The organism is uncultured Kriegella sp., assembly GCF_963975415.1.
In the GTDB taxonomy this organism is placed as follows: domain Bacteria; phylum Bacteroidota; class Bacteroidia; order Flavobacteriales; family Flavobacteriaceae; genus Kriegella.
This window is the reverse complement of the sequence record NZ_CAXBGN010000013.1, coordinates 14,421-35,381: the sequence shown is the minus strand read 5'-3', so window position 1 is coordinate 35,381 and position 20,961 is coordinate 14,421. Positions and strand designations below refer to the sequence as shown.

Here is a 20,961-nt window from a genome sequence, read left to right as displayed (position 1 = left end):
AAGCATATCCACGAAACATTTATGGTTTCGTTGTCGCTATAGGAACGCACCTCCCATGCCACTGGGAGAAAGAGTACTTCAATCTAGCATAACTAAAACTAGATTTCCTCGAACAATTGTTCATAATGCGACGAAGGAAGAAATATCCCCCCGCTTTGGTCATAAAATGATTTGCTTGTTTGATATACGCCATTTTCGGTTTGGGTCCATTCCGCTCCCGCTCGTGGGTGATAAGTTTCGAGCTTGTCCCAGTTCTTATAATATTGATGGCCGTTGGTTTCCAATAGCCCGATATCCATCATAGGAAGCGGTGCCAAACGGGCGGCGATCGATTTGTTCCAATCCACCAAAATCGGATTTACGGTAAGGTCAGCACTGAAACAAGGCACCTTTCGCTCATGACAGGCCTGTACAATCTTCATGGTCATACTCAAGGTCTTGGCTATGGCCTTTACGACAATGGTGCCGTAACCCTGTTCCATTCGATTTATGGCATCTTGTACGGTATGCGCACTTTCATCAGCCGCAATCGTGACCCCTACATCGCCTACATAAGATTCATCTTCTTCCCGTAATGGCTCCTCAATTACAGCAATCTGGTCGAATGCACCTATTTTTTTGGCATGGTCTAAAAAGCGCAACAAGGTGTCTTTGGATTCATATCTTGCATTGGGATCGATGTAATAGGGAATTTTCCCGTCTTTGGTATGCGGCGTTTCATAATGCCCTATGGCCTTGTGCACATTGGACAGAAACTCCATATCATGGGCCAACATCTCTTTTTGGGTACCCTTGGAGCCCGTTTTCAGTTTCATGATAAAGTAGCCCTCATCGGCTGCCGACTTTATCTTTTCAATTGCTGTACCAACGGGAAAGGATGGAATACTTGCCACCTTTTTATGCCTATATGATAAACCGGGCCTGTATGCTTCCGGAACCATTTCGTCGAACGTTTTTATATTGTTCTCATGGGCATAGAGCAGCCATGCTGCGTTATCGACACAGACCAGGGAATTCAGTGCAAAAGTCATTCTCAGGTCGGATTCCCCCGTTATTTTTTTACCATATGCATGCACCTCGGGCAATATATCATCGAGTAGCTGCACGGGATTGGTAAACGTGCGGCCCTTTGCCAATTGCAAAGCCTTTTCGCTCATGGCGAACATCAATGCATTGGCACCATTTTCAGAATGGTCACCGGCAACGCTTGAATCGGACCATAAAGGACTCTGCGTACCCAGTCCGATTTTCGAAACACCCGAATCACTTTGCAACCAAGCTGCCGTCTGCCAAAGTTGGGTAACGGCACTCCCCTTAAAGCGGTAAGGAAAAAGCGATTCTCTCTCAAAATTCGAGTTTGTGTTCTTGATCTTGATTTTTTTTTGCATTTTTTTCTCTTTTCCGAGTGCATTAATGTTGAATGGTAGCCCTATGGCGCCCATGGCAGTAGCTGCGACGGTTTTATTGACAAACGCTCTACGCTTCATAAGCCTATGGTTTTCTTTTGATAATCATTCATTTTTGTGTTCATTGTTTAGGAATAGCATTTAAGGTATACCACGCCTCGGAAGACCACAGGTTCTGTCCATCGGTGCTCCGAAGATGGCCGGGAATCCTTAAATATACAACATGTTCCCTTTTCAGCCCAGGTATCTCTAAATGCAGCTTCTTACGGTCTTGTGATAAAATTGCTTTCTTTACCGTCAATTGCTCGAAATCCATTTTCGGACCACCGTAACCTTCCGTAGGTTTATACCACCATTGGGTCGTAAAGAATTCGTCTGGAAAGATTTTCGAGGTAGCCTCCAAAGGCTCCGTAAATTCTATCTCGAAACCGTTGGGTCTTGCCCGTACGGCTAACATTTCAAAAGTAGGTTTGCCATTATATTTTATACGCTGCAAGCCATATTTTTTTTCCTTCCAAGTCCAGCCACCGACCATGCCTACTTCTCCAATATAAAGTGCACCATCAGAGCCCCAACTGAGCCGGTTAACCCCCGCCGCAAGGCCTTGGGTAAATCGGAAAACTGCCCCTTGATAGCTGCCGTTTACTTTTTCGATAAAATCTCGCTTTATACCACCATGACTCACATCGCCATGAAGCATTTGCCCCTTGTACGGACCATCTCTCATCATTATGGGCTCTGAAGGGGAATTACCTATTTCAGTATCAGGCAGCCATAGGGTGGGTGGCACCATTTTTGGCGCTTCTTGCGATGCCTCTAAAAGACCCCAAGCCATCCCGTGGTACTCGCCTTTTTTAACATGAATGAGTTTGTTGGCCGGTAGCCATTGACCTTGATTATCAGTGACAAAAAGTTCCCCGTCGACCCCTCGGCCGATTCCATTGGGTGTACGCAGCCCGTAATTGATCCGCTCATAACTTCCGTCAAGCGCTATTTTTATAGTTCTGCCCCGATCCATTTTCTGTTTTTCATTGGCCAATAGACGCATGGCCATCGATAAGGTAATATAAAAATAGCCTTGATCATATTCCAGGCCGAAGGCGAATTCATGGAAATCTTCGGTAACCTGCCACGTATTGCAAATCGCTCTATATTCATCGATGACCTCGTCACCATCGAGATCGATCAGTTGTGTAAGTTCATGCTTCTGAAGTACAAAGATATTTCCGTCAACGACTTCGATACCAAGCGGCTCGTGCAAGCCGGCAGCAATACGTTTTGCCTTGATTTTTGTGCTATCGCCCCCTTGAAACCCATCGAGCACATAAACTCCGCCCTCAGTATCCCATGTGGTAAAAAGTAGTCTACCATCAGGCAAAAAAGCCAATCCGCCTACTTTTGGTTTAAAGTCCCCGCCATGCAGGGTGGTCAAATCATAACTCGGATGCACCGCTTCCAAAGGTTGCCCATGCCCTGGCGTGGCCAGGTATTTTTCGGCCGCTACCGAATAATCCCTTACAAATGGTTTGGAGGAAACGGTGTCGGAGCTATTCTTCAGACTGAAGATATATTCCAACATTGTTTTTAGCTCCCTTTCTTTCAAATTCGGGTGCGGATTCATCACACTTTGCCCCCAAACTCCCGACCCGCCTCGCCCTATTTTTTCGGTCAGTTGCAGAACCGTTTTCTCAGTGTTGGGATAGCGCTGTGCGATCTGGGTAAAGGCCGGACCTATATTCGGTTCATCAACATCATGACAGGTAAAACAATCGCTTTCTTCCATCCACAACTTGCCCAAATGGTCATAAGATGCCTTGGGATCTGGCGGAAACTGTTCAGGAAGGATATCAAAGTAATCTGTTTTGACACTAATATCGTTCGAGGCCAGCCTAAAAACACTAGTGTCTTGTTGCAAAGAAATAGAAGTTCCTTGGGGCAGACCAACCGTTTTAAACCATCTTTCCATTCCAGGTCTTCCTGCGCTGTCCATAACAAATTCGGGGCGTTCTATTACTAGAACGGAGTCTCCCGTTGCTAAGATTAACTGATATTCGAGGTACACCTGATTATCTTTAAACGAATACCCCTTGTTGCTAATTTTTGAGTTGTCTTTTTTTCCGTTTCGCTCCACTACCCACTGTTGCCGTAAACTATCGGAAACATAGGCTGCACCCCATGAAGTCGGTTGGATGTTCTTTTTCGCCGTGTATGGTGCTCCTTCCATAATAACACCACCTTTCCATGCTTTATAAAGTGAACATCGGGCAAGGTCGTAGGCCACGTACAATTGGGAATCCAATGCGATAGTCAACATTCTTGGCTTTTTGTCCAACACTGAGCGAAAGGCCCAAACATCTATCGGTCGTTTGGCATTCATCTTTTCGGTGTCATCGGTACAGCCCAATACCCCACAAAGAACAATGACACCTAAAGTAAAAATTTTATGTCTTAATTTCATATATATTGAACCCGTTACGCACTTAGGGTTTAACAAAAAGAAAGTCGTGCACGCTATTCAACAGCAGTAAATCATTGAAACTACAAACCAATATCAAATACTCAACTTTGGAACAAATTACAATAAATTCTTAAGGTTGTGGGCCACGATTTATGTAAAGAATAGAAAGTTGAAACAAACTGAATGAGCAAACCAAGAAAAAATAATGTTTATGATTGCCCTTTTCACAAGATTTTCCCTTATGGCAAATAAAAACGGAAGTAGGATACTATTTCGTTATCTGTAAATTATACGTTTTTCGACTTCAAATAAGCACCAGACAGCATGTCAATCGATTAAAGACGGAATAATCTCTTTGCATTTTCATATAACAATTTACGTTCAGTTGGTTTAGACACCAACTTACGTATCTCGGCAATATCAAGTATCCCGGAACAACTTTCGGGATCCGATCCTGTCGGATCTGCACAATCACTACCGTATAATAATTTGTCTTGGTGTTTTTCGAGGAAAACTTTGGCATGATTTTCATCCCGTTTAAGCGCATTGAGACCTGAGCCAGCTGAAAGATCCCCGTACATATTGGGATAATCGCTGAGATACCTGTCTGTAATTCCTCCCGGTGTGACAGGGTTTTTAGGATAAAGAATGGACTGATCTAAATGATTTTTATCAATATTTGCCCACCACGTTTGTGCATGGCCGATGAAATTTACCTTCGGATATTTTTCCAACATTTTATAAAAGCGTTCGAAGCCATAATTATACATTTCGTGCTGCCAGTGAATAAGTACTGGTACACTGTAGTTTTGAGCCAGTTGGTAAATCTTTTGCATCTCCGACGAATCACATGCAACTCCAAATTTTAATTCCCCAATAACCACTGCACCCAGTTTTAAATATTTCTCAATCTCATAAAGGCCATCTTTCATATCTGGAACGGCGCAAGCCCCAAAGCGGAACTCCTTCTTGTGTTGGCTTGCAAACAAGTAGCATTCTGCATTCCCCCCAGCTTCTGCCTGCAATCCATTGGCAAGGCCCTGATGTGTGGAAGGTGAATTCACGGGTCGACCAGACGGCAGAAGAATAGTAGTAGTAACCCCCAGTGCCCTTTGATGTGCGAGTAGCTGTTCATCGGTGCGTTGAAGATAGTGCGTGTGCTGATGGATATCAATTATCGGTTCTTTTTTGACACCTGCACTTTCAGTAAAGGCGTTTAGTTTTAGAGAAGTGCCCAATGCAAGCAAACCTGTACCTGCAATAAATTGACGACGAGAGAAACCTTTTTTTGATGGTGACATAAGAACGAATTTAACGGGGAGTTATTAGCACATTTTCTACTTCCTTTTTTGACCTTCTTAATTACGCAGTTACCGCTGCCCATTGAACACAATGGCCCTCGATATAAACAGGACCTTTAAATAGGATACATCCCCCGCATTTTTTTTCTGACTTTGCAGGAATATAGAGTGCGCAGTTTCCACAAGAATTATCAGGAACGGTGGATTGCTTTACATAACCTAAACTTTGGCGCTTTTTAAGTTCTCCGTCACTTAAACTGGTCAGATCATTACAGGGGTCATCAGAAATACTTGGTTTCTTGTGCCCACTTTCATTTCCTGATGATGATTCATTTGTACCACGACAGTTAAGAAAGAGTACACTTCCTAAAAGCACACTGCCACTACTAAAACATTTATTTATAAATTTTCTTCTGGAATAATCTTTACCCCCCATTTTTAAAAATTGTTTTTTACGCCACTGATTGGATACTATTGGCAATTGCTTACATCCTCTCTCAAGGAGCTCATTTTTTCTTGTTATGAATATTTGTTCCTGCTATAAAGCGGTATCCCTTCCAACCAAAAGAATCATTCATTCAGCATTTAATCTTTGTATTATTTTGGTTAAATTACTATCTGCTCCTGATTCAATAGTTTTTAACTTTTGCCCTAACCCATCTCCCAATCCCTGCGATTTTTCTAGTCCTTTGACCAACCCTTCTATACCCGCCGACTGAAATTTCGTTGCATTTGATAACGAAGGTCGAGCAAGGATGCTCACTAAATCAAAAACCTCGCTATTATCATTTCGAGCTCCGATTATATGGGCACAAGTCTCAAAAAATTTCAGTTTCCAAGGCACGGGGTCTTTAAAAAAAGAATTTTTTACTAAAATTTTTATGAGGTCAATACTAGATCCAGCTTCTGAGCTCAATACTGCAGTTCTAAACCAAGAACTTTGCCCATGTAGCTCCAATGCCTGTGCCAGTGCGATTACCGCAGTATCATCTTCAAATTGCCCCAAACTCAAAGCAGCCTGAAAAGCTACCCTTACCGAAGCGTCATTGATCATTTCCGTCAACTGGGGCAAACAACTTGGAAAACGTTCGGAAAGTATTGCGGCATTTTCCCTTACCCCGGGTGAAGGATCTTTCATTGCAGTTTTGACAGTAGCGGCGTCCAAGGCATCCATTCCTTCTAAAACATAAAGCGCATGTAATCTGAATCTTGGATTTTCATTTTCGGCAAACAAAGCGATTACTTCAGGCAATATATTTTTATCCTGACGCTCTAAAAGAAGCCTTTGCGCAGTAAGATTCCACCAGCCATTTTCATGCACCAAAGCCTTAACCAGCTCGGAAGAAGTTGCCTTAGTAAGATTAGGGTTTACCGCTTTATAGGAATCCTCATTTTTAGGTACTATTCTATAAATACGCCCATATTTATCTCCGGCGTCAAAGTCCATAGTTTCTTGCAAATCTTCAGGAATAGACATCGGGGTTTCAATATGTTGCCGATACATATCCATCATATACAGATAACCATCAGGGCCTACTGAAAAATTGGCAGGACGAAACCATGAATCGGTAGTGGCCATGAATTCTTTATCTTTTTCCTTTCCTCCACGTTTAGCCACCATAAAAGGCATACTATCAACAACAGAAAGAACATCACGGTGCACCAAGTTACCCGCAACATCTCCTGTAAAAATACTACCATAAAATGCTGTCGGCAACTTATCCCCATCATAATACGTTCCACCTGAAGCGCCCGTAAAGTGATCTCTTGCGTATTCTACCCTCTTAAGGTTATTTTCCTGAAAATTCTTATTACGCCGGTCCGTACGAACCTGTCTCCAATTAGGTGTTTCGCTTAATTGATACATAAGCGGATCGTGGTCGGAAATATTCTGTATTGCATTTTTAGCCGAAGCGGGCAGATAAGGATTTCTTTCGAGGTATCTTAAAGGCACTACGACCTCTCTAATGTGCAGGGAATTCGCGGTAAAAAACCGGTGCCCCCAATCATCTATAGCCAGACCAAATTGCCCTGGCCCCGTGCTACGTTCAAATGCATTGCGGTCAAGCCGAAAACGAAAATCAGCACCCTGAATGTTTAACCGAGGAGCATCGGGTTTCCGGCTAAAACCTATTTCACCTGCCTGCCCCGCATTATTGGCATAAATCCAGTTGTCAACACCAAAACGAAGATTGGTGATTTGTGCTTCTTCATTCTTGCTGAAAAAACCAGTAAAAAGAACCTCTTTTAGATCTGAACGGCCATCTCCATCAGTATCTTTAAAATACATAATATTAGGGGCGGCACATACAAGAAGCCCGCCCTTCCAAGGCAACACACTGGTCGCCTCCCTAAGACTGTCTGCAAATACTGTGGATGTGTCGGCCCTTCCGTCACCATCATTATCTTTCAACATAATGATTTTCCCTTTTCCTTTTACAGCATCAGGCTTGTAAGCATCTAACATGCCGACGACATAAGCATTTCCATCTCCATCAAACTGCATTGCCACCGGATCTATGACCAAGGGTTCCGATGCAAAAATTTCCGTCTTAACATTTTCGGCGAACTGAAAAGTTTTCATGGACTCTTCGGGACTAAGCGGACCCTCGTACAACGATTCTGTTTCACAAGAAGCCAAGATGCCCATTAGCACTATCAGGAAGGGTACATGAATAGCCAAGTGCTTACACAAGGAATTACATTTATTTTTGATCTGCATACTTTTTTTGACGGAACAATTTATAGTTCTTGTTTCTTCTGAATTAATTATTTGAATTGCAAAAGTTAGGCTTTAAAGTGTAAAATATTGGTGACTGCACCCGAAAATACTAAAAAAAGCGCTTTGAAAATTCAATAAGACAGGGTTTCCGTAGCAGATCAAATTCCTTTGTAGCCTTCACATATGATGTGATGTACCGCAACCCCAAGAAGTGGCATCCCAAAATTGCAAAACTTATTTATTTTCAGCAGTAGAGCAGGTAATGGCTTAAAACGGGCCACATATATCAGAAAGGTAGACATAACAGGAATCACACAAGTTGCTCGAAGTGGACTCCTAGGCAATAAAATTAATTTAGCTTTGAGTCTTTATTCTTGAGAAGCTAACACATACATATTTTACCCAAACAAAAAAAGCCGACTCCTAAAAGTCGGCTTTCCCTTTGTACAGGCGGAGAGACTCGAACTCTCACACCTTGCGGCACTAGATCCTAAGTCTAGCGTATATTTAACCAATCAATACTAAAGTCATTCATTTCCAATTGTTTACGTGATTTCTCATTTTCTTTGATATCATCTAATATCAATTGATTTCAACATTTGTTGTACCTATGTTGTACCTAGAGAAGGTAATAAAAACGTATCTTTATATCGTCTTTTAGTCCAAATGTTGTACCTGATTTGACTTTCGCAACCAAAACAGGTCAATTATGTCATCAAATGCTAAAATCGTTCTTCGTAAAAAGACCAATAAAGAAGGCTTATTCCCTCTAACAATACGTATTACAAAAAATCGTCGATCCACATATCAATATATTGGCCATTATATTGAGTTAGAAGATTGGGATGAAAAGAATATTCGTGTAAAAAAATCACACCACAATTCTGATAGTTTAAATAGTCTGCTATCACAAAAACTTTCAGAAGCTAACAAAGCACTTATTCATCTGCAATCCGAAAAAAGGGATGCCTCCGCTAATCAAATAAAAAGGGAAATTTTTAGTTCAAATAACCAGTTCACCTTTTTTGAGATTTCCCAAGAACATTTAGACGATTTGAAACAATCTGAAAAACTGAATCGGCTTTCTTGCGATAAAGCTTGGATTGGATTTATCTTTAAATTTCACAAATCAAAACAACTTACCTTTCAAGAAATTGATGAACGCTTTCTGAAAAAACTAACGGTCAATCTCAAATCAAAACATTGCCTGTCGGAAACATCAATTATGAACATTCTTGTATTAATTCGATTATTGTACAATAGGGCTGTTAAGCAAAAAATAGTAAACAAAGAACTTTATCCATTTGGTTCTGATAAAATAAAAATCAAGTTTCCGGAAACTACTAAAGTTGGACTTACAACTTTAGAAGTACAGAATATTGAATCGGTCCAAGATTTAACTTTTCGAGAAATACACACGAGAAATGTATGGCTTTTCAGCTTCAATTTTGCGGGAATGCGGGTTTCCGACGTTTTAAAAACTCGTTGGTCAGATATTTATGATAATCGCTTTCATTATAGAATGGGCAAAAACTCAAAAATATTATCCTTAAAAATTCCAGAAAAAATAATACCAATTCTAGAACAGTATATTGTAGACAAAAAAAATGAAGACGACTTCATCTTTCCAGAGCTAAAAAAAGCAGATTTAAATAATGCAAAAGATGTTTTCAATAAATTGAAAACGGCCAATAAAAAATTTAATGACTGCCTCAAATCGATAGCTAAGAAAGCCGGTATTACTAAGAAAATCACCATGCACATTGCTAGACATAGTTTTGGAAATATCGCTGGTGATACTATTCACCCCTTAATGCTTCAAAAACTATATAGACATAGCGACCTTAAAACAACTTTAAATTATCAATCAAACTTTATTCATCGAGATGCAGACTTGGCCTTGGACAGTGTTTTAAACTTTTAAAAAAGGCATACTTATTGATGTGTTTGTAAGAAAAAGCTGTCTAAAGATTGTCATTCCCCCTCAAATTCTTAAAATCATAGTTATAATTGTGACCCTCCTATATGCAGTTGAAGAATATAAATCTGCAAACATGGGAAGGAATGAAGGAAAAATTACTTTTGGCGCAAGAATTACATAGGGAATTAACTGAAATTAAAGATACTACTACTAACATTCTTGAACGCGCAAACCGTTCAATCACACTATGTCGTAATCTACTCAGAAAATTTAAAAAGGATATTTTTATTGATGGATTTCAGTCCGAAGAAGAAGAAATAGACTTTTTCAAACATATAAAGCAAATACCCTTGAGGGAACTGATTTACTTTTCTGAAATTCGTTCCTTTGAAATTCAATTTCCGAAAGCGAATAAAGAAGCCCAATGTAAATTCATCAAGAGGAAAATCAACAAGCTCAATCGATTCTTTCTTTACAACATGGATTTTGGGCAATATGTTGATTCTGGTGCAGCCCATTTTGACAAAGAATATTACACCAGAGATTTTTTGGAGAGCTACCAAATTACCACTTCAAAATTTTACTTTCAAGACCCTGATTTTTTCACACCTCGGGATATGCTCTTGGGGAAATTTAAGGCATATCACGAGTTTATTGTTTACTTGGATGCTAGATTATTTAAGCTTGAACATTCTCAAAATGGCAAAACGATAGTTGATCCAAAAAATAAACTTCATTGGCCATTCAGCAATACGGATTATGTTGAATTGCTATATGCATTATGTTTGAGAGGTTTGGGCAAACAGGACAAACAAAGCATTATGAAAGTATCCCAAAGTCTACAGCAAATAATCGACTTCAAGCCAAAGGATATTTACAAAACCTTTCAGGATATCAAAGGCCGAAAGAATAGCAGGACATTATTCTTGGACGAACTTGCCAAAACACTTCTTATAGAAATCGACAAGAGCGAAGAATGAACCTTAAATTCCTTTCTTGTATTCCCGTTTATAAAATGTTAAATAAAGACCGTACTCCGGTTCACCTCCGGTAATCCGTTTCAAGTTGTATTTCCTATTCAATTTAGGGATGTTTGGTTGCTATTTTTCAAAATTGTATCCACAAAACACATCAAAATGTATCAAATTTCAAGATGTTAAATTTTGACCGTACTACGGTCGAACTGGGGAATAAAATCCAATAATACCAATCAAATTTGTAGAACGAAAGTCAAATCAGGTCAGGGGCTATCAAATTATTTGACAGCGATGCGATAGTCCCTTTCTTTAAAACCGTTCTATTATGCCGACAAGTATTATTACTACCGACGACCTTCGAGAATTCAAAATGGAATTACTCGATGATATTAAAAATCTTCTTGCGAAGCAAGCAACAGGAAAACTAAAGAAGTACCTAAAATCTTCTGAGGTTATGGACTTGCTGCAAGTAAGTCCAGGCACATTACAAAATCTTCGTATCAACGGGACCCTACCCTACACCAAGGTTGGCGGAATAATCTATTATGATGCCGAGGAAATTCAAGATATTATGACTGCAAACCGTGTACAACACGGTCTAAATTCTTAAGCGATGAACTATATAAAGCTACTCAATGCGGCTTTTGAAAAGTTCTATTTCGATGACCGTTTGAATCCAACCCATATCAGTTTGTATATGGCCCTGTTCCAGGAATGGAACAGTAGCCGTTTTGCAGAAGAATTCTACGTGAACCGCAGGGATTTAATGCTTGCTTCGAAGATAGGCTCTAAATCTACCTACCATAGATGTGTTACAGAACTTGATTCTTGGAACTATCTCTTTTACTTTCCCTCCAAAAATCCCTATAAAGGCAGCAAAATAAAGATGGCCATTATCGAGACAAGTGATGAGACGGTTACGGGACGGTACAATCCCATATTAGAACATCTTGCGGAACGGTATCATCCCAAACGTGAACCGGTAACGGGACAGCACCGTCCCATAAATGGACAAGTAGTGGACCCGCACCGTCCCACCAGTGGACAAGCATTGGTATCTACTATAAACAATACCAAACAAGTAAACAATATAAAACAGCCAAAGGGCAGGCAGGCCGTTTTTAATTTTTTTTTTGAAAAAGGTTTTAATGCTGCTGAAGGAAAAAAATTCTTTGAGCATTATGAAACCCGTAATTGGCAAACTAGCGATGGGAAAGAAATTCGTGATTGGCGTGCCTTAGCCCTCAACTGGATGGATAGAACCGTGCTTTTCGATGAAGAAAACAAACCAAATAAAAAACAAGCATCCCAAATCAAGGACAACTTGCGAACCACTAAAAATAAAGACTATGGACAACCCCTCTAAAATCACCGAAGGTGGCGTAGAATATTCACTCGGAAAATTTGATGGCAAAAGCGTCCTGTACGATTTTGACCAAATACTGATTTATCTGAATGCCAAAGGAAAATCGCTCTTTGGTAAGGAATTCAGAATCTATGATGAAGACACAATAATCATCCGCAAACTATGCCACTATTACATCAAGGATAAAGAGAATTGTCAAAAGAACGATATTGACCCTGAAAAGGGCATTCTACTTTCTGGACCAGTAGGCTGCGGAAAAACCACTTTGATGAAACTACTACGACATATCGTCCCACAGCAAAGACCTTACGAAATGATCCCTTGCAGGAACGTTGCCTTCAGTTTTAACCACCTCGGTTTTAAAACCATTGAAGACTATGGGAACACTAAATTTTTCTGTTTCGATGATCTGGGCATTGAACCTACGGGTAGATTCTATGGTAAGGATTTGAACGTAATGGGTGAAGTCCTCTTATCTCGATACGAACTGTATCTTCAGACCAAATATAAAATTAAAACGCACGCTACTACAAATCTCAATGCTGAAGAACTAGAAGAGCGTTATGGGAACCGTGTGCGCAGCAGAATGCGCAAATTGTTCAATCTGATTGCCTTTGATAAGGGAGCTGGGGATAAGCGGTAGTAGTTCAACTTCTGAAAGATTTATATAACAAAATCACTTCTGAAATAAAATGTTCAATAATTGCCTTAAGACTTTTGGTTAGTACTAAAAACATAGCTTTCATAGTTTCAATATTTTTGAATAATTAATAAAATTGATAATGCCGACAATCGTATGTTAGAGAGATTTGAAAAATAATTGTTTTCATCTCGATTACTCAAAAAACCCAATTCCAAAAGCACAGCTGGAAAATAATCTAAAGTTTCTCGTAATACCTGAAAATTTCCAAATTTCACACCTCTACTTTCAAATCCTAACTGCCTTTTGAACGAAGCTTGCAACTCAAAAGCCAACCAAGTGGTTTCTTTTGAATGTTGTGATATAGTATTTGCCACATACATTTCAATGCCTCTAGCATTCGGATTTTCCGAATGATTACAATGCAAGGAAATAAATATATCTGCTTTTAGAGCCTTGGCCAACTTGGTTCTATCCGATAACGAAATAAGTGTGTCACTATATCTCGTCAAGTAAATGTCAAATGGCGTTTTAGATTGTTTGTTTGAGCTCAAAATTTCCAAAGCAATGTCCAATACAACATCCTTTTCCTGCATGCCATTTATTCCGATGGCACCGGAATCTTTTCCTCCATGTCCAACATCAATTACAATTCGTTTTTGAACACTCGCATGCTGTCCTAAAATGACACACATTTTCAAGAGCAAAAAGACAAAACTGACGTTTTTGAGCACTTTTTTCATTTCTATTTTTCAGATTATTAACAACTTGGTCTTAAAATTTCATAGAATTTGATGCAAAATAATAGCAACTGAATTCAATTGAATACAAATAATATTTTATTCACAAATATTTGATTATCAATATATTATAACCAAATATATGTAAATTTCCAATCACGAAAACGAATCAAAAATCAAAACTTTTCTGTTATGAAAAAATCAATCTATTTGGCAACATTTCTTTCGCTTCTATCCACTTCGCTTTTTGCTCAAATTGGTGGCATTGAAGATTCTGTAAATGATGTTTCTGATACCATTAGAACAATTTTCCCCATCATTTTAGGGGTCATATTCCTTATAGGTTTCCTATTTAACGCAGGACACTTCTTTGGGGAAAACGCTGACCTTAAAAAAGGAATTACAAGGGTACTGGTGTTCGTTTTAATTGCCGGTGCTGTCGTTGGAATCTTTACTTACCTGATCGGAATCGTAGTCTAGCCCTCAAAGAGGGGTTTAATTTCCAAGCACTATGAAAAAATTCGAGGTCTATAAAAATATTAGGAAGCGGGCAGTCATATTTGGCCTGCCCATTTCTCTATTTTCTTTAATGATGGTTTCCATTCTTGCCTCGCTGTTGCTCATCATATTCTCTTTCAGCTTTGTACTGATTATCGCCATACTGATTTTAAATGCTGGATTATATATCGCATTAACAGGAATAAACCAAAACCCACAACTTTTTCAGATGACCAAGGCCTTCCCAAAAATCATAAGTAACAAAAGAAATTCAGGATTTGATTATGAACAAGATTAACCTTTCGGCATATCAACCAATTGCAGATATTCAGGACAATATCGTGTTTGCCAATAATGGCAATGTGGTCTTGTGCTATGAAGGTAACCTACCTGAAATCTATTCCCTTTCGGCATCCGATTTTGAGGATATGCACGGTGCCTGGTTTCAAGCTTTGAAATCCTTGCCTTTCGGAACTGTGGTTCACAAACAGGATATCTACTTGAAGAAGTCTTATTCTTCAGAACAGCTTCCGAATAAAACCTTTTTAGAAAAAGCCACACACGAGCATTTCAAAGGTCGCGGACATATTGAGCACAAGTGCTATTTGTTCTTCATTTTGACTAAAAATAAGGCGCTCAACAATCCAAAATATGTCAATCCCTTCCGTAAGGTTTCCAAGGGAATTGTTCAGGATCTGGATGATAACATAAAGAGCTTCGCCAACTCGGTAAACGACTCGGTTTCTTTTATAAACAATAGTCGAAAAATGGCATTCCTTCCCCTGACCACTGAAGAGATTCAGACGCTGACAAGTGCCTATTTTAATGGCTTCAACGAAGGCTTTGACACCGACATTATACTAGACAAAAAAAGCGTCAATATTGGCGAAAATCATTTTGATGCCCTGGCCATCAATAGCGAACTGTGCTTTGGCGAAAGTGTACAGAGTAGCAAGACCAATGAGAAATTCACATCTGACGATTTTGTGTTTCATCAAGGGTTTATTGATGGTCTAGGGCTTACGCTTAATGAAAATCATATTGTTAATCAGATTCTATATCTAGACGACAAACAAAAGTGGCGAAAGCTGCTTGACAAAAAAATAGAGGAACTTAACAAGAGTTCCAATTTCGGTTCACAGAATAAAGTGGTACTTGGAAAAATTCAACACATCCTTGACCAAATCAATGCAGACGATAATGCTCGCATTGTTCGTGGTCATCTCAATATTATCTATTGGTCAAAAGATGCTAAAGAGTTGGATAAAATAACCTCAAAGATTAAAACCGAATTTAAAGAACTGGACATAATCCCCTACTATCCACGAGGCGAAGAACGCAAGAATTATATACTGAATAGTTACTGCTGCTTTTCTTCCAACTTTTCAAATAACGATTTATACGTTACTGATTTGAAACACGCACTTTGCTTGTTTATTAATAACACCAATTACAAATCGGATGCTACCGGAATCATCTTTAATGACCGTGAACATAATATTCCAGTTTTAAAAGATGTTTGGGACGAACGGAAGAAACGCATAAAAGCACGGAATTTTGCCATTTTCGCTCCTACAGGCGAAGGGAAATCATTTTTGGCCAATAATATTCTACGTCAATATTTTGAAAGTGGCGTTCGCTTGGTCATTATTGATTTAGGTGGCTCGTATACTAAATTTGCGAAGCTATATCCTGAACAATACACCGTACTACGATACGAAAGCGGAAAGAACTTAGGTATTAATCCATTTTACATCAGCGATGTAAATGACCTGACACCGGAACGTCTTGAAGATTTATCAGTATTTCTCTTTGAACTGTTTGCTTCGGATTTAAAAGTGACTAAGGCACAATCGGTTTCCGTCAAGAAAATACTTCTGCACTATTACGATAGCACTTCCAACAATCATTCTTTGGAAGGCTTCTACAGCTTTATAGAAAGGAATCAAGAGGATCTTCTTGATAACCTAAAAATCCATCCCGACTATTTCAATGTCACTAGTTTTTTGCACGTAATGTCAGAATACGTCGGCGATGGTCTATATAGTTTTCTATTTGAAGTCAGCGAAGACCAGACTTATAAAATTGAGGACAAACGTTTGATCGTTTTTGAGTTGGATGAAGTTAAGGATAACAAGGAAATTCTATCCGTAATGCTGAAGCTGATAAAATCGGCTATCCAAAGAACCATATGGAAGAACCGTGCTGAAAAAGGTATTATACTTTTTGATGAGTTTGCTAAGCAATTGAAGTTTGAAAATGTATTGGAAAGCGTAGAATTCTATTATCAAGCCATACGTAAACAGAACGGAGCAATTGGGATTATACTGCAATCCATCAATCAGCTTCCGAATAATTCAACGTCAGCGAGCATATTGGAAAACACTCAGGTCATCTATAGCCTTAACAACGAAAAGGGATATGATGAATTGGTCAAACGTCTTAACCTTTCGACCCACGACCTAAACCAATTAAAGTCTATCAAGAACAATCTTTCCGGACCACGGAAGTACACTGAAATGTTTATCAAAATAGGAAAGGAAAGCAACATCTTCCGACTCGAAGTTCCTAAAAAAGTCTATGCAGCTTATCTAACGGACGGAACGGAAAACGAAGAAATAATGAAGCTCTACGATGAGCATCAGGATATGGAAAAAGCAATAATTCAATTCACATCTAAAACATAATAGTATGAAGACAAAAATTAAAACAATCATGTTCGGGCTAATCTTAACGGTTACCATCTTATTGCCTGGCGGTGCTACCGCCCAGGGAATGCCTACTTATGACAATACCAATTTTATCAGTTTGGTAAAACAACTGATAGAATCAGGAAAGCAAACCGCTAACATCATAAAGACCGTACAGTTCTTAAAAACACAAAAAGAGAACATTGAAAAAGTCAATAATGTGGTTAGACAATTAAAAGCTGTCCGTGAAATTGGACGCAACAATCAACGCCTTATCCAAATGATGCAAAATGATTTAAGAGATATCCTTGATAGCCCATATATCAAACCAGATGAAGTTTCAAGAGTTTCGGAATCCTTCACTGCTATTGTTGAGAATTCCTTGGACACAATGGATTTTATAGATGAAATTCTATCAAGCGATTACCTAAAAATGAGCGATGCCGAACGCGCAGAAATTTTGAAAGAAAAAGAATTGGAATCGAAAGAAATGGTTTCCAATATCAAAACTAAAACTAGACGTTACAAGGACATCATTTCCTTTAGAAAAATGCAGGATAAAATCAATAACCGTGAAATAAATTATTAAAAAATGACAGCGACCATTCTTTTAGGAATAGGACTGGAATATATCGATACGGTTTTCCAGACCATACAGAACAGCAGTTTCTCGCAATACACCATTGCAGGAATGAAAACGCTTGCTGTCCTATTTTTTTTGGTCAATATTCTTAAAAAGTATAATGAAGGTATCGCTGATAAAGATGGTTACACTTGGGGACTAAGCCCTGGAGACCTAGCCAAGAATTTTGCAATAGTAATTCTTGTCATTTTTTCGACGCAAGTACTAGGCTTCTTTGATAGCATACTTGTTTCCATAGAAGCACAATATCGTGGTACAGCACCAGCATTGTTGCCATTGCAGATGCAGGACATTCCCATTGAAGAAGACGTAAGTATAATTGAAGTTGCACAAGCAGCAATGACACTCTTATATGAAGCCTTAATAACACCACTTTATGGTTTTAAAATATTTGCTTTCATTATTAGTCTCTTTCTTTGGATTTTGGATTTATTTATCTATCCACTATTTCTTGCAGAACGTTATTTTTTATTAGGAATAATGCAAGCCTTTTTTCCATTGGTCATAAGTCTAGCAGTTTTTGAAAAATTCCGTTCACTCGCCTACACGTTTTTCAAATTGTACGCAGCTGTTTATATGCTTGTACCTGCATTCTTTTTAGTCAATGTATTTGTAAACGCACTATACACAGAAATAAACACAAATTTCTGGACGAATCTGTTTGGAACAGATGTGGGGCAAAGCTTTTTCGCACCAGTTGTACAATTAGGTTCGGTAGGTTTTATTGTCTTCCTAAAATTCAAGCTATATAGACGTGCCACATCTTTCACCCTCAGATTATTTACTGCCTAAGGCAGATTAAAAATGCAACTATGAAAACACCCTATAAAAATATTTATAATGTCCTAAAATTAAATCGATTCATCGTTTTGGCGGTTGTTGTTTGTGGTTTAGTATCCAGTACCTTTTCGGTTTGGATGGCATTCACTACCAATAAAAATGCACTCAATAGTGCGTTTGCCATTAATACGGATGGCAGCATTATTCCGCTAAAACTTGTTACTCAAAAAGAGAATTTTAAGGTCGAAGCGCTGGCGCATTTAGATCTGTTCCACAACTACTTCTATAACATTGATGCCAGCAATTACGAACGCAATTTGGAAAAAGCACTTTGGCTGGGCAATAGTACAATTGATAATCTATACCGACAGAAAAAAGCGGATGGTGTTTATAATCGGCTATTACAATATTCATTGGTTCAAAAAGTCTTGAGTATCAATTCAAAAGTTATAGAGAATAAGAACTCTTACAGTTTTACAACTACAACCATATTTGAAATAAATAGAGGCTCTATTGTCGATACCTATGAACTAGTTTCAACCGGAAACCTAATTATGGTTGACCGAAACTTCCCAAACAATCCGCACGGATTATTGATTACCGATTACTTCGAGAACACTTTGAAAAAACTAAATGATGAAAGTTGAAAGCCCATAATGGGCATTTAAAAACCACTATTATGAAGATTGAAAAGAACAAAATAGTATTTGCAGCAGTATTGGCTGTGATTTTCATATTCCTGATTTCATATTCCGTGATGGTAATGGGCGATGATGAAAGTGAAAATGAAAACCTTGAACAGACACTCATACCCGATTTAGAGGAAAATCAAAAGGAATATGATTCTAGATTGGATGCCATAAATGATTTGAAAGAAGTGCGTGAGAATAACGCACCTAGCATTTATGATGAAAAACTGATTGATTCCTTGGGCTTTTATGACCCAGACCTTCCGGAACGGGAAAAAGAACGTATTGTAGATAGTATTTATGATGCTGGAAAAATCAAATACTCTGAAAAGAAGTACAGAAACCTTGGACAAAAGAAAGTTACTCAAAATAATATCGAGCAAATTGATTCTGCTGAAATAAGGCGAGAACAAAAAATTGAAACCAAAGAATTGGGTCTGGAACATCAACTATTCTTTGCAGCTTCGCCTAAACCTAATACATTTTCTAGTATTGGTAACACAGATGAAAGTATCTATGCAGTAGTCGATGGCGACCAAATCGTAACGGCAAATACTAGATTAAGAATGCGCCTTACTAAATCGGAAACTATCAATGGCAAGCTAATACCAAAGAATGCAACAGTTTTTGGGTTTATTAGTTTTAAACCAAATCGAGCACTCATTGAAATCGAAAATATCAATCATCATCCTACAAAGCTCAAAGCATTCGATTTACAAGATGGCAGCGAAGGTATTTATATAGAGAACAATTTTAGAGCAGAAGCCACCACAGAACTACTGGACGACATTATAGGAGACATTAATATACCGTCTGTTCCGCAGGTAGGCGGAATTACGCAAGTGCTTAGACGCGGCAATCGGAACGTAAAAGTAACGGTATTGAACAATTACAAATTAATTCTAAAAGCCGATAATCGGCACTAATTATTCACTCTTATGAAAAAGTATATTCTTATTTCGACGCTTATTATTTTCGCCTTTGCACCTCCACATTGCTCGGCACAGACCACAAATCAACTCCTTGACACCATTTATGCCAATGACACCAAGAATGTGGCACTATTCTTCCCAGAACCCATACGGCAAGGGGTTACTGGCGCAGATAATTTTGTCTTTACCTACAATCGTGAAAAAGAACAGTATTTCGGACTGCTACAGGCCACACCTGGGGTAGAAAGCAATCTATTGGTCATCAATGGAGACGGATTTGTTTTTTCCTATATCCTCCGCTATAAAAAACAGCTGTCAAAACTCAATTACTTTATTCCCTTGACCAACAGCATCGGTAACGAAAGACCTATAGTACAAGATTCGGTTCGTTCCCAATCCCTTGATATCGTTAAGACAAAATACGACTACCGAAAATTCTGCAGCGCCCTTTTAAAACGAAAGCCACAAAACAGTATCCTTAAAAGACGGAACGAGGGGATTGTATTAAGCGTGGAACGTATCGTCTTTGATAGGGCGGCCCTTTACTTTGTTCTAGAGATCAAGAACAATTCCACCTTGGATTATGATATGAATTTCTTGGAACTTTTTATCGAAACCCGACAGAAAGGAAAAAAGAAATCGGCACAACGGCTGTTTCAAAAACCGCTTTACACCTACAACCTGCCTTCAAAAATTCCAAAAAACGAAACGGTGCGTTTTGTTTATGTCCTGCCCAAATTCTCGCTTTCAAACGACCGAAGGGTGGTTATGGAACTGTACGAAGAAAACGGGGAGCGATCCGTTGAACTGAAGATACCACATCGGTTTATCAATAATCCTGATTAATGGGAACCTTAAATGACAGGAATACAACAAGAACATAAAAACCTTAAACTTTTAAATAATGGCACTGAACAATTTTTACAGAATAAATCTGCCCTATGGCATTAAAAGAAACCGTAACGGGCATTGGGCCGCATTTAATAGAGAATATAAACCTTTAGGAAATAACGACCCTTTTGAACATATTGGCCAGGAAGAATTTATCCATATCAATTATGGGAAACTTTCCGATAGATTTTCAATGGATTTAGCTGATGACCCTACCGCTATTCAGATGGATGAAAACAATATCATCACAAAAGTATTTTTATATGATGATGCCACGAATCCATCAAACCATCTAAAAAATTAAACT

General features: G+C 38.8%; 20 protein-coding genes. 14 read left to right on the top strand and 6 right to left on the bottom strand.

The window, feature by feature from the left end:
* Window positions 1-98 precede the first annotated feature (98 nt).
* The 5 genes from AACZ88_RS20635 to AACZ88_RS20615 form a co-directional block, all read right to left on the bottom strand.
* Window positions 99-1,487, bottom strand: a complete 1,389-nt coding sequence (locus AACZ88_RS20635; RefSeq protein ID WP_339714673.1) for a mandelate racemase/muconate lactonizing enzyme family protein — start codon at window positions 1,485-1,487, stop codon at window positions 99-101.
* A 40-nt stretch (window positions 1,488-1,527) separates the two neighbouring features.
* Window positions 1,528-3,864 carry a c-type cytochrome gene (locus AACZ88_RS20630; RefSeq protein ID WP_339714670.1) on the bottom strand — a complete coding sequence of 779 codons (2,337 nt, stop codon included), beginning with the start codon at window positions 3,862-3,864 and terminating at the stop codon, window positions 1,528-1,530.
* 335 nt (window positions 3,865-4,199) lie between these two features.
* The gene (locus tag AACZ88_RS20625; RefSeq protein ID WP_339714667.1) at window positions 4,200-5,165 is read right to left on the bottom strand and encodes an amidohydrolase family protein; all 966 of its coding nucleotides are present in this window, start codon (window positions 5,163-5,165) and stop codon (window positions 4,200-4,202) included.
* A 61-nt stretch (window positions 5,166-5,226) separates the two neighbouring features.
* A complete protein-coding gene (locus AACZ88_RS20620) occupies window positions 5,227-5,601 on the bottom strand; it encodes a hypothetical protein (RefSeq protein WP_339714664.1) in 375 nt (124 codons plus the stop codon).
* A gap of 138 nt (window positions 5,602-5,739) precedes the next feature.
* Window positions 5,740-7,860, bottom strand: a complete 2,121-nt coding sequence (locus AACZ88_RS20615) for a PVC-type heme-binding CxxCH protein (RefSeq protein WP_339714661.1) — start codon at window positions 7,858-7,860, stop codon at window positions 5,740-5,742.
* A 736-nt stretch (window positions 7,861-8,596) separates the two neighbouring features.
* Between AACZ88_RS20615 and AACZ88_RS20610 the strand changes: the two genes are divergently transcribed.
* The 5 genes from AACZ88_RS20610 (at window position 8,597) to AACZ88_RS20590 (ending at window position 12,794) form a co-directional block, all read left to right on the top strand.
* Window positions 8,597-9,811: a site-specific integrase gene (locus tag AACZ88_RS20610; RefSeq protein ID WP_339714658.1), complete on the top strand. Its 1,215-nt coding sequence runs from the start codon at window positions 8,597-8,599 to the stop codon at window positions 9,809-9,811.
* Between the two features lie 140 nt (window positions 9,812-9,951).
* Window positions 9,952-10,788, top strand: a complete 837-nt coding sequence (locus AACZ88_RS20605) for an RteC domain-containing protein (RefSeq protein ID WP_339714655.1) — start codon at window positions 9,952-9,954, stop codon at window positions 10,786-10,788.
* Window positions 10,789-11,110: 322 nt separating this feature from the next.
* On the top strand, window positions 11,111-11,395 hold the full coding sequence (locus AACZ88_RS20600; protein ID WP_339714652.1) for a helix-turn-helix domain-containing protein: 285 nt from the start codon (window positions 11,111-11,113) through the stop codon (window positions 11,393-11,395).
* A 3-nt stretch (window positions 11,396-11,398) separates the two neighbouring features.
* Window positions 11,399-12,151 carry a hypothetical protein gene (locus tag AACZ88_RS20595; protein ID WP_339714649.1) on the top strand — a complete coding sequence of 251 codons (753 nt, stop codon included), beginning with the start codon at window positions 11,399-11,401 and terminating at the stop codon, window positions 12,149-12,151.
* Window positions 12,135-12,794, top strand: coding sequence for an ATPase (locus AACZ88_RS20590; protein ID WP_339714646.1), 660 nt, complete (start codon window positions 12,135-12,137; stop codon window positions 12,792-12,794). Before AACZ88_RS20595 ends, AACZ88_RS20590 begins: the two co-directional genes overlap by 17 nt.
* A 107-nt stretch (window positions 12,795-12,901) precedes the next feature.
* Here AACZ88_RS20590 and AACZ88_RS20585 read toward each other — a convergent pair whose 3' ends face one another.
* Complete coding sequence (locus tag AACZ88_RS20585) at window positions 12,902-13,534, bottom strand: N-acetylmuramoyl-L-alanine amidase (protein WP_339714643.1); 633 nt, start codon at window positions 13,532-13,534, stop codon at window positions 12,902-12,904.
* A 189-nt stretch (window positions 13,535-13,723) separates the two neighbouring features.
* Between AACZ88_RS20585 and AACZ88_RS20580 the strand changes: the two genes are divergently transcribed.
* Genes AACZ88_RS20580 through AACZ88_RS20540 form a run of 9 tightly spaced genes read left to right on the top strand, consistent with a single transcriptional unit; the run spans window position 13,724 to window position 20,958 of the window.
* Window positions 13,724-14,011 (top strand): hypothetical protein, encoded by a 288-nt coding sequence (locus tag AACZ88_RS20580; RefSeq protein ID WP_339629188.1) that lies wholly within the window; start codon window positions 13,724-13,726, stop codon window positions 14,009-14,011.
* Window positions 14,012-14,042: 31 nt separating this feature from the next.
* On the top strand, window positions 14,043-14,327 hold the full coding sequence (locus AACZ88_RS20575; RefSeq protein ID WP_339714641.1) for a hypothetical protein: 285 nt from the start codon (window positions 14,043-14,045) through the stop codon (window positions 14,325-14,327).
* Window positions 14,314-16,716, top strand: a complete 2,403-nt coding sequence (locus AACZ88_RS20570; RefSeq protein ID WP_339714639.1) for a TraG family conjugative transposon ATPase — start codon at window positions 14,314-14,316, stop codon at window positions 16,714-16,716. Before AACZ88_RS20575 ends, AACZ88_RS20570 begins: the two co-directional genes overlap by 14 nt.
* 4 nt (window positions 16,717-16,720) lie before the next feature.
* Complete coding sequence (locus AACZ88_RS20565; RefSeq protein ID WP_339714636.1) at window positions 16,721-17,308, top strand: conjugal transfer protein; 588 nt, start codon at window positions 16,721-16,723, stop codon at window positions 17,306-17,308.
* Between the two features lie 3 nt (window positions 17,309-17,311).
* The gene (locus AACZ88_RS20560) at window positions 17,312-18,154 is read left to right on the top strand and encodes a hypothetical protein (RefSeq protein ID WP_339714633.1); all 843 of its coding nucleotides are present in this window, start codon (window positions 17,312-17,314) and stop codon (window positions 18,152-18,154) included.
* Between the two features lie 20 nt (window positions 18,155-18,174).
* A complete protein-coding gene (locus AACZ88_RS20555; protein ID WP_339714630.1) occupies window positions 18,175-18,789 on the top strand; it encodes a conjugal transfer protein TraK in 615 nt (204 codons plus the stop codon).
* A 32-nt stretch (window positions 18,790-18,821) separates the two neighbouring features.
* Window positions 18,822-19,757 carry a conjugative transposon protein TraM gene (gene traM, locus AACZ88_RS20550; RefSeq protein WP_339714627.1) on the top strand — a complete coding sequence of 312 codons (936 nt, stop codon included), beginning with the start codon at window positions 18,822-18,824 and terminating at the stop codon, window positions 19,755-19,757.
* Between the two features lie 12 nt (window positions 19,758-19,769).
* Window positions 19,770-20,609 (top strand): DUF4138 domain-containing protein, encoded by an 840-nt coding sequence (locus tag AACZ88_RS20545; protein ID WP_339714624.1) that lies wholly within the window; start codon window positions 19,770-19,772, stop codon window positions 20,607-20,609.
* A gap of 58 nt (window positions 20,610-20,667) precedes the next feature.
* Complete coding sequence (locus AACZ88_RS20540; protein WP_339714621.1) at window positions 20,668-20,958, top strand: hypothetical protein; 291 nt, start codon at window positions 20,668-20,670, stop codon at window positions 20,956-20,958.
* Window positions 20,959-20,961 lie beyond the last annotated feature (3 nt).

Coding starts and splice junctions, on each gene's coding strand:
- AACZ88_RS20600 (WP_339714652.1), top strand. CDS start 11,111: ATGCCGACAAGTATTATTACTACCGACGACCTTCGAGAATTCAAAATG.
- AACZ88_RS20605 (WP_339714655.1), top strand. CDS start 9,952: ATGAAGGAAAAATTACTTTTGGCGCAAGAATTACATAGGGAATTAACT.
- AACZ88_RS20620 (WP_339714664.1), bottom strand. CDS start 5,601: ATGGGGGGTAAAGATTATTCCAGAAGAAAATTTATAAATAAATGTTTT.
- AACZ88_RS20545 (WP_339714624.1), top strand. CDS start 19,770: ATGAAAAAGTATATTCTTATTTCGACGCTTATTATTTTCGCCTTTGCA.
- traM (WP_339714627.1), top strand. CDS start 18,822: ATGAAGATTGAAAAGAACAAAATAGTATTTGCAGCAGTATTGGCTGTG.
- AACZ88_RS20590 (WP_339714646.1), top strand. CDS start 12,135: ATGGACAACCCCTCTAAAATCACCGAAGGTGGCGTAGAATATTCACTC.
- AACZ88_RS20595 (WP_339714649.1), top strand. CDS start 11,399: ATGAACTATATAAAGCTACTCAATGCGGCTTTTGAAAAGTTCTATTTC.
- AACZ88_RS20625 (WP_339714667.1), bottom strand. CDS start 5,165: ATGTCACCATCAAAAAAAGGTTTCTCTCGTCGTCAATTTATTGCAGGT.
- AACZ88_RS20575 (WP_339714641.1), top strand. CDS start 14,043: ATGAAAAAATTCGAGGTCTATAAAAATATTAGGAAGCGGGCAGTCATA.
- AACZ88_RS20635 (WP_339714673.1), bottom strand. CDS start 1,487: ATGAAGCGTAGAGCGTTTGTCAATAAAACCGTCGCAGCTACTGCCATG.
- AACZ88_RS20555 (WP_339714630.1), top strand. CDS start 18,175: ATGAAAACACCCTATAAAAATATTTATAATGTCCTAAAATTAAATCGA.
- AACZ88_RS20580 (WP_339629188.1), top strand. CDS start 13,724: ATGAAAAAATCAATCTATTTGGCAACATTTCTTTCGCTTCTATCCACT.
- AACZ88_RS20560 (WP_339714633.1), top strand. CDS start 17,312: ATGACAGCGACCATTCTTTTAGGAATAGGACTGGAATATATCGATACG.
- AACZ88_RS20585 (WP_339714643.1), bottom strand. CDS start 13,534: ATGAAAAAAGTGCTCAAAAACGTCAGTTTTGTCTTTTTGCTCTTGAAA.
- AACZ88_RS20565 (WP_339714636.1), top strand. CDS start 16,721: ATGAAGACAAAAATTAAAACAATCATGTTCGGGCTAATCTTAACGGTT.
- AACZ88_RS20610 (WP_339714658.1), top strand. CDS start 8,597: ATGTCATCAAATGCTAAAATCGTTCTTCGTAAAAAGACCAATAAAGAA.
- AACZ88_RS20570 (WP_339714639.1), top strand. CDS start 14,314: ATGAACAAGATTAACCTTTCGGCATATCAACCAATTGCAGATATTCAG.
- AACZ88_RS20540 (WP_339714621.1), top strand. CDS start 20,668: ATGGCACTGAACAATTTTTACAGAATAAATCTGCCCTATGGCATTAAA.
- AACZ88_RS20630 (WP_339714670.1), bottom strand. CDS start 3,864: ATGAAATTAAGACATAAAATTTTTACTTTAGGTGTCATTGTTCTTTGT.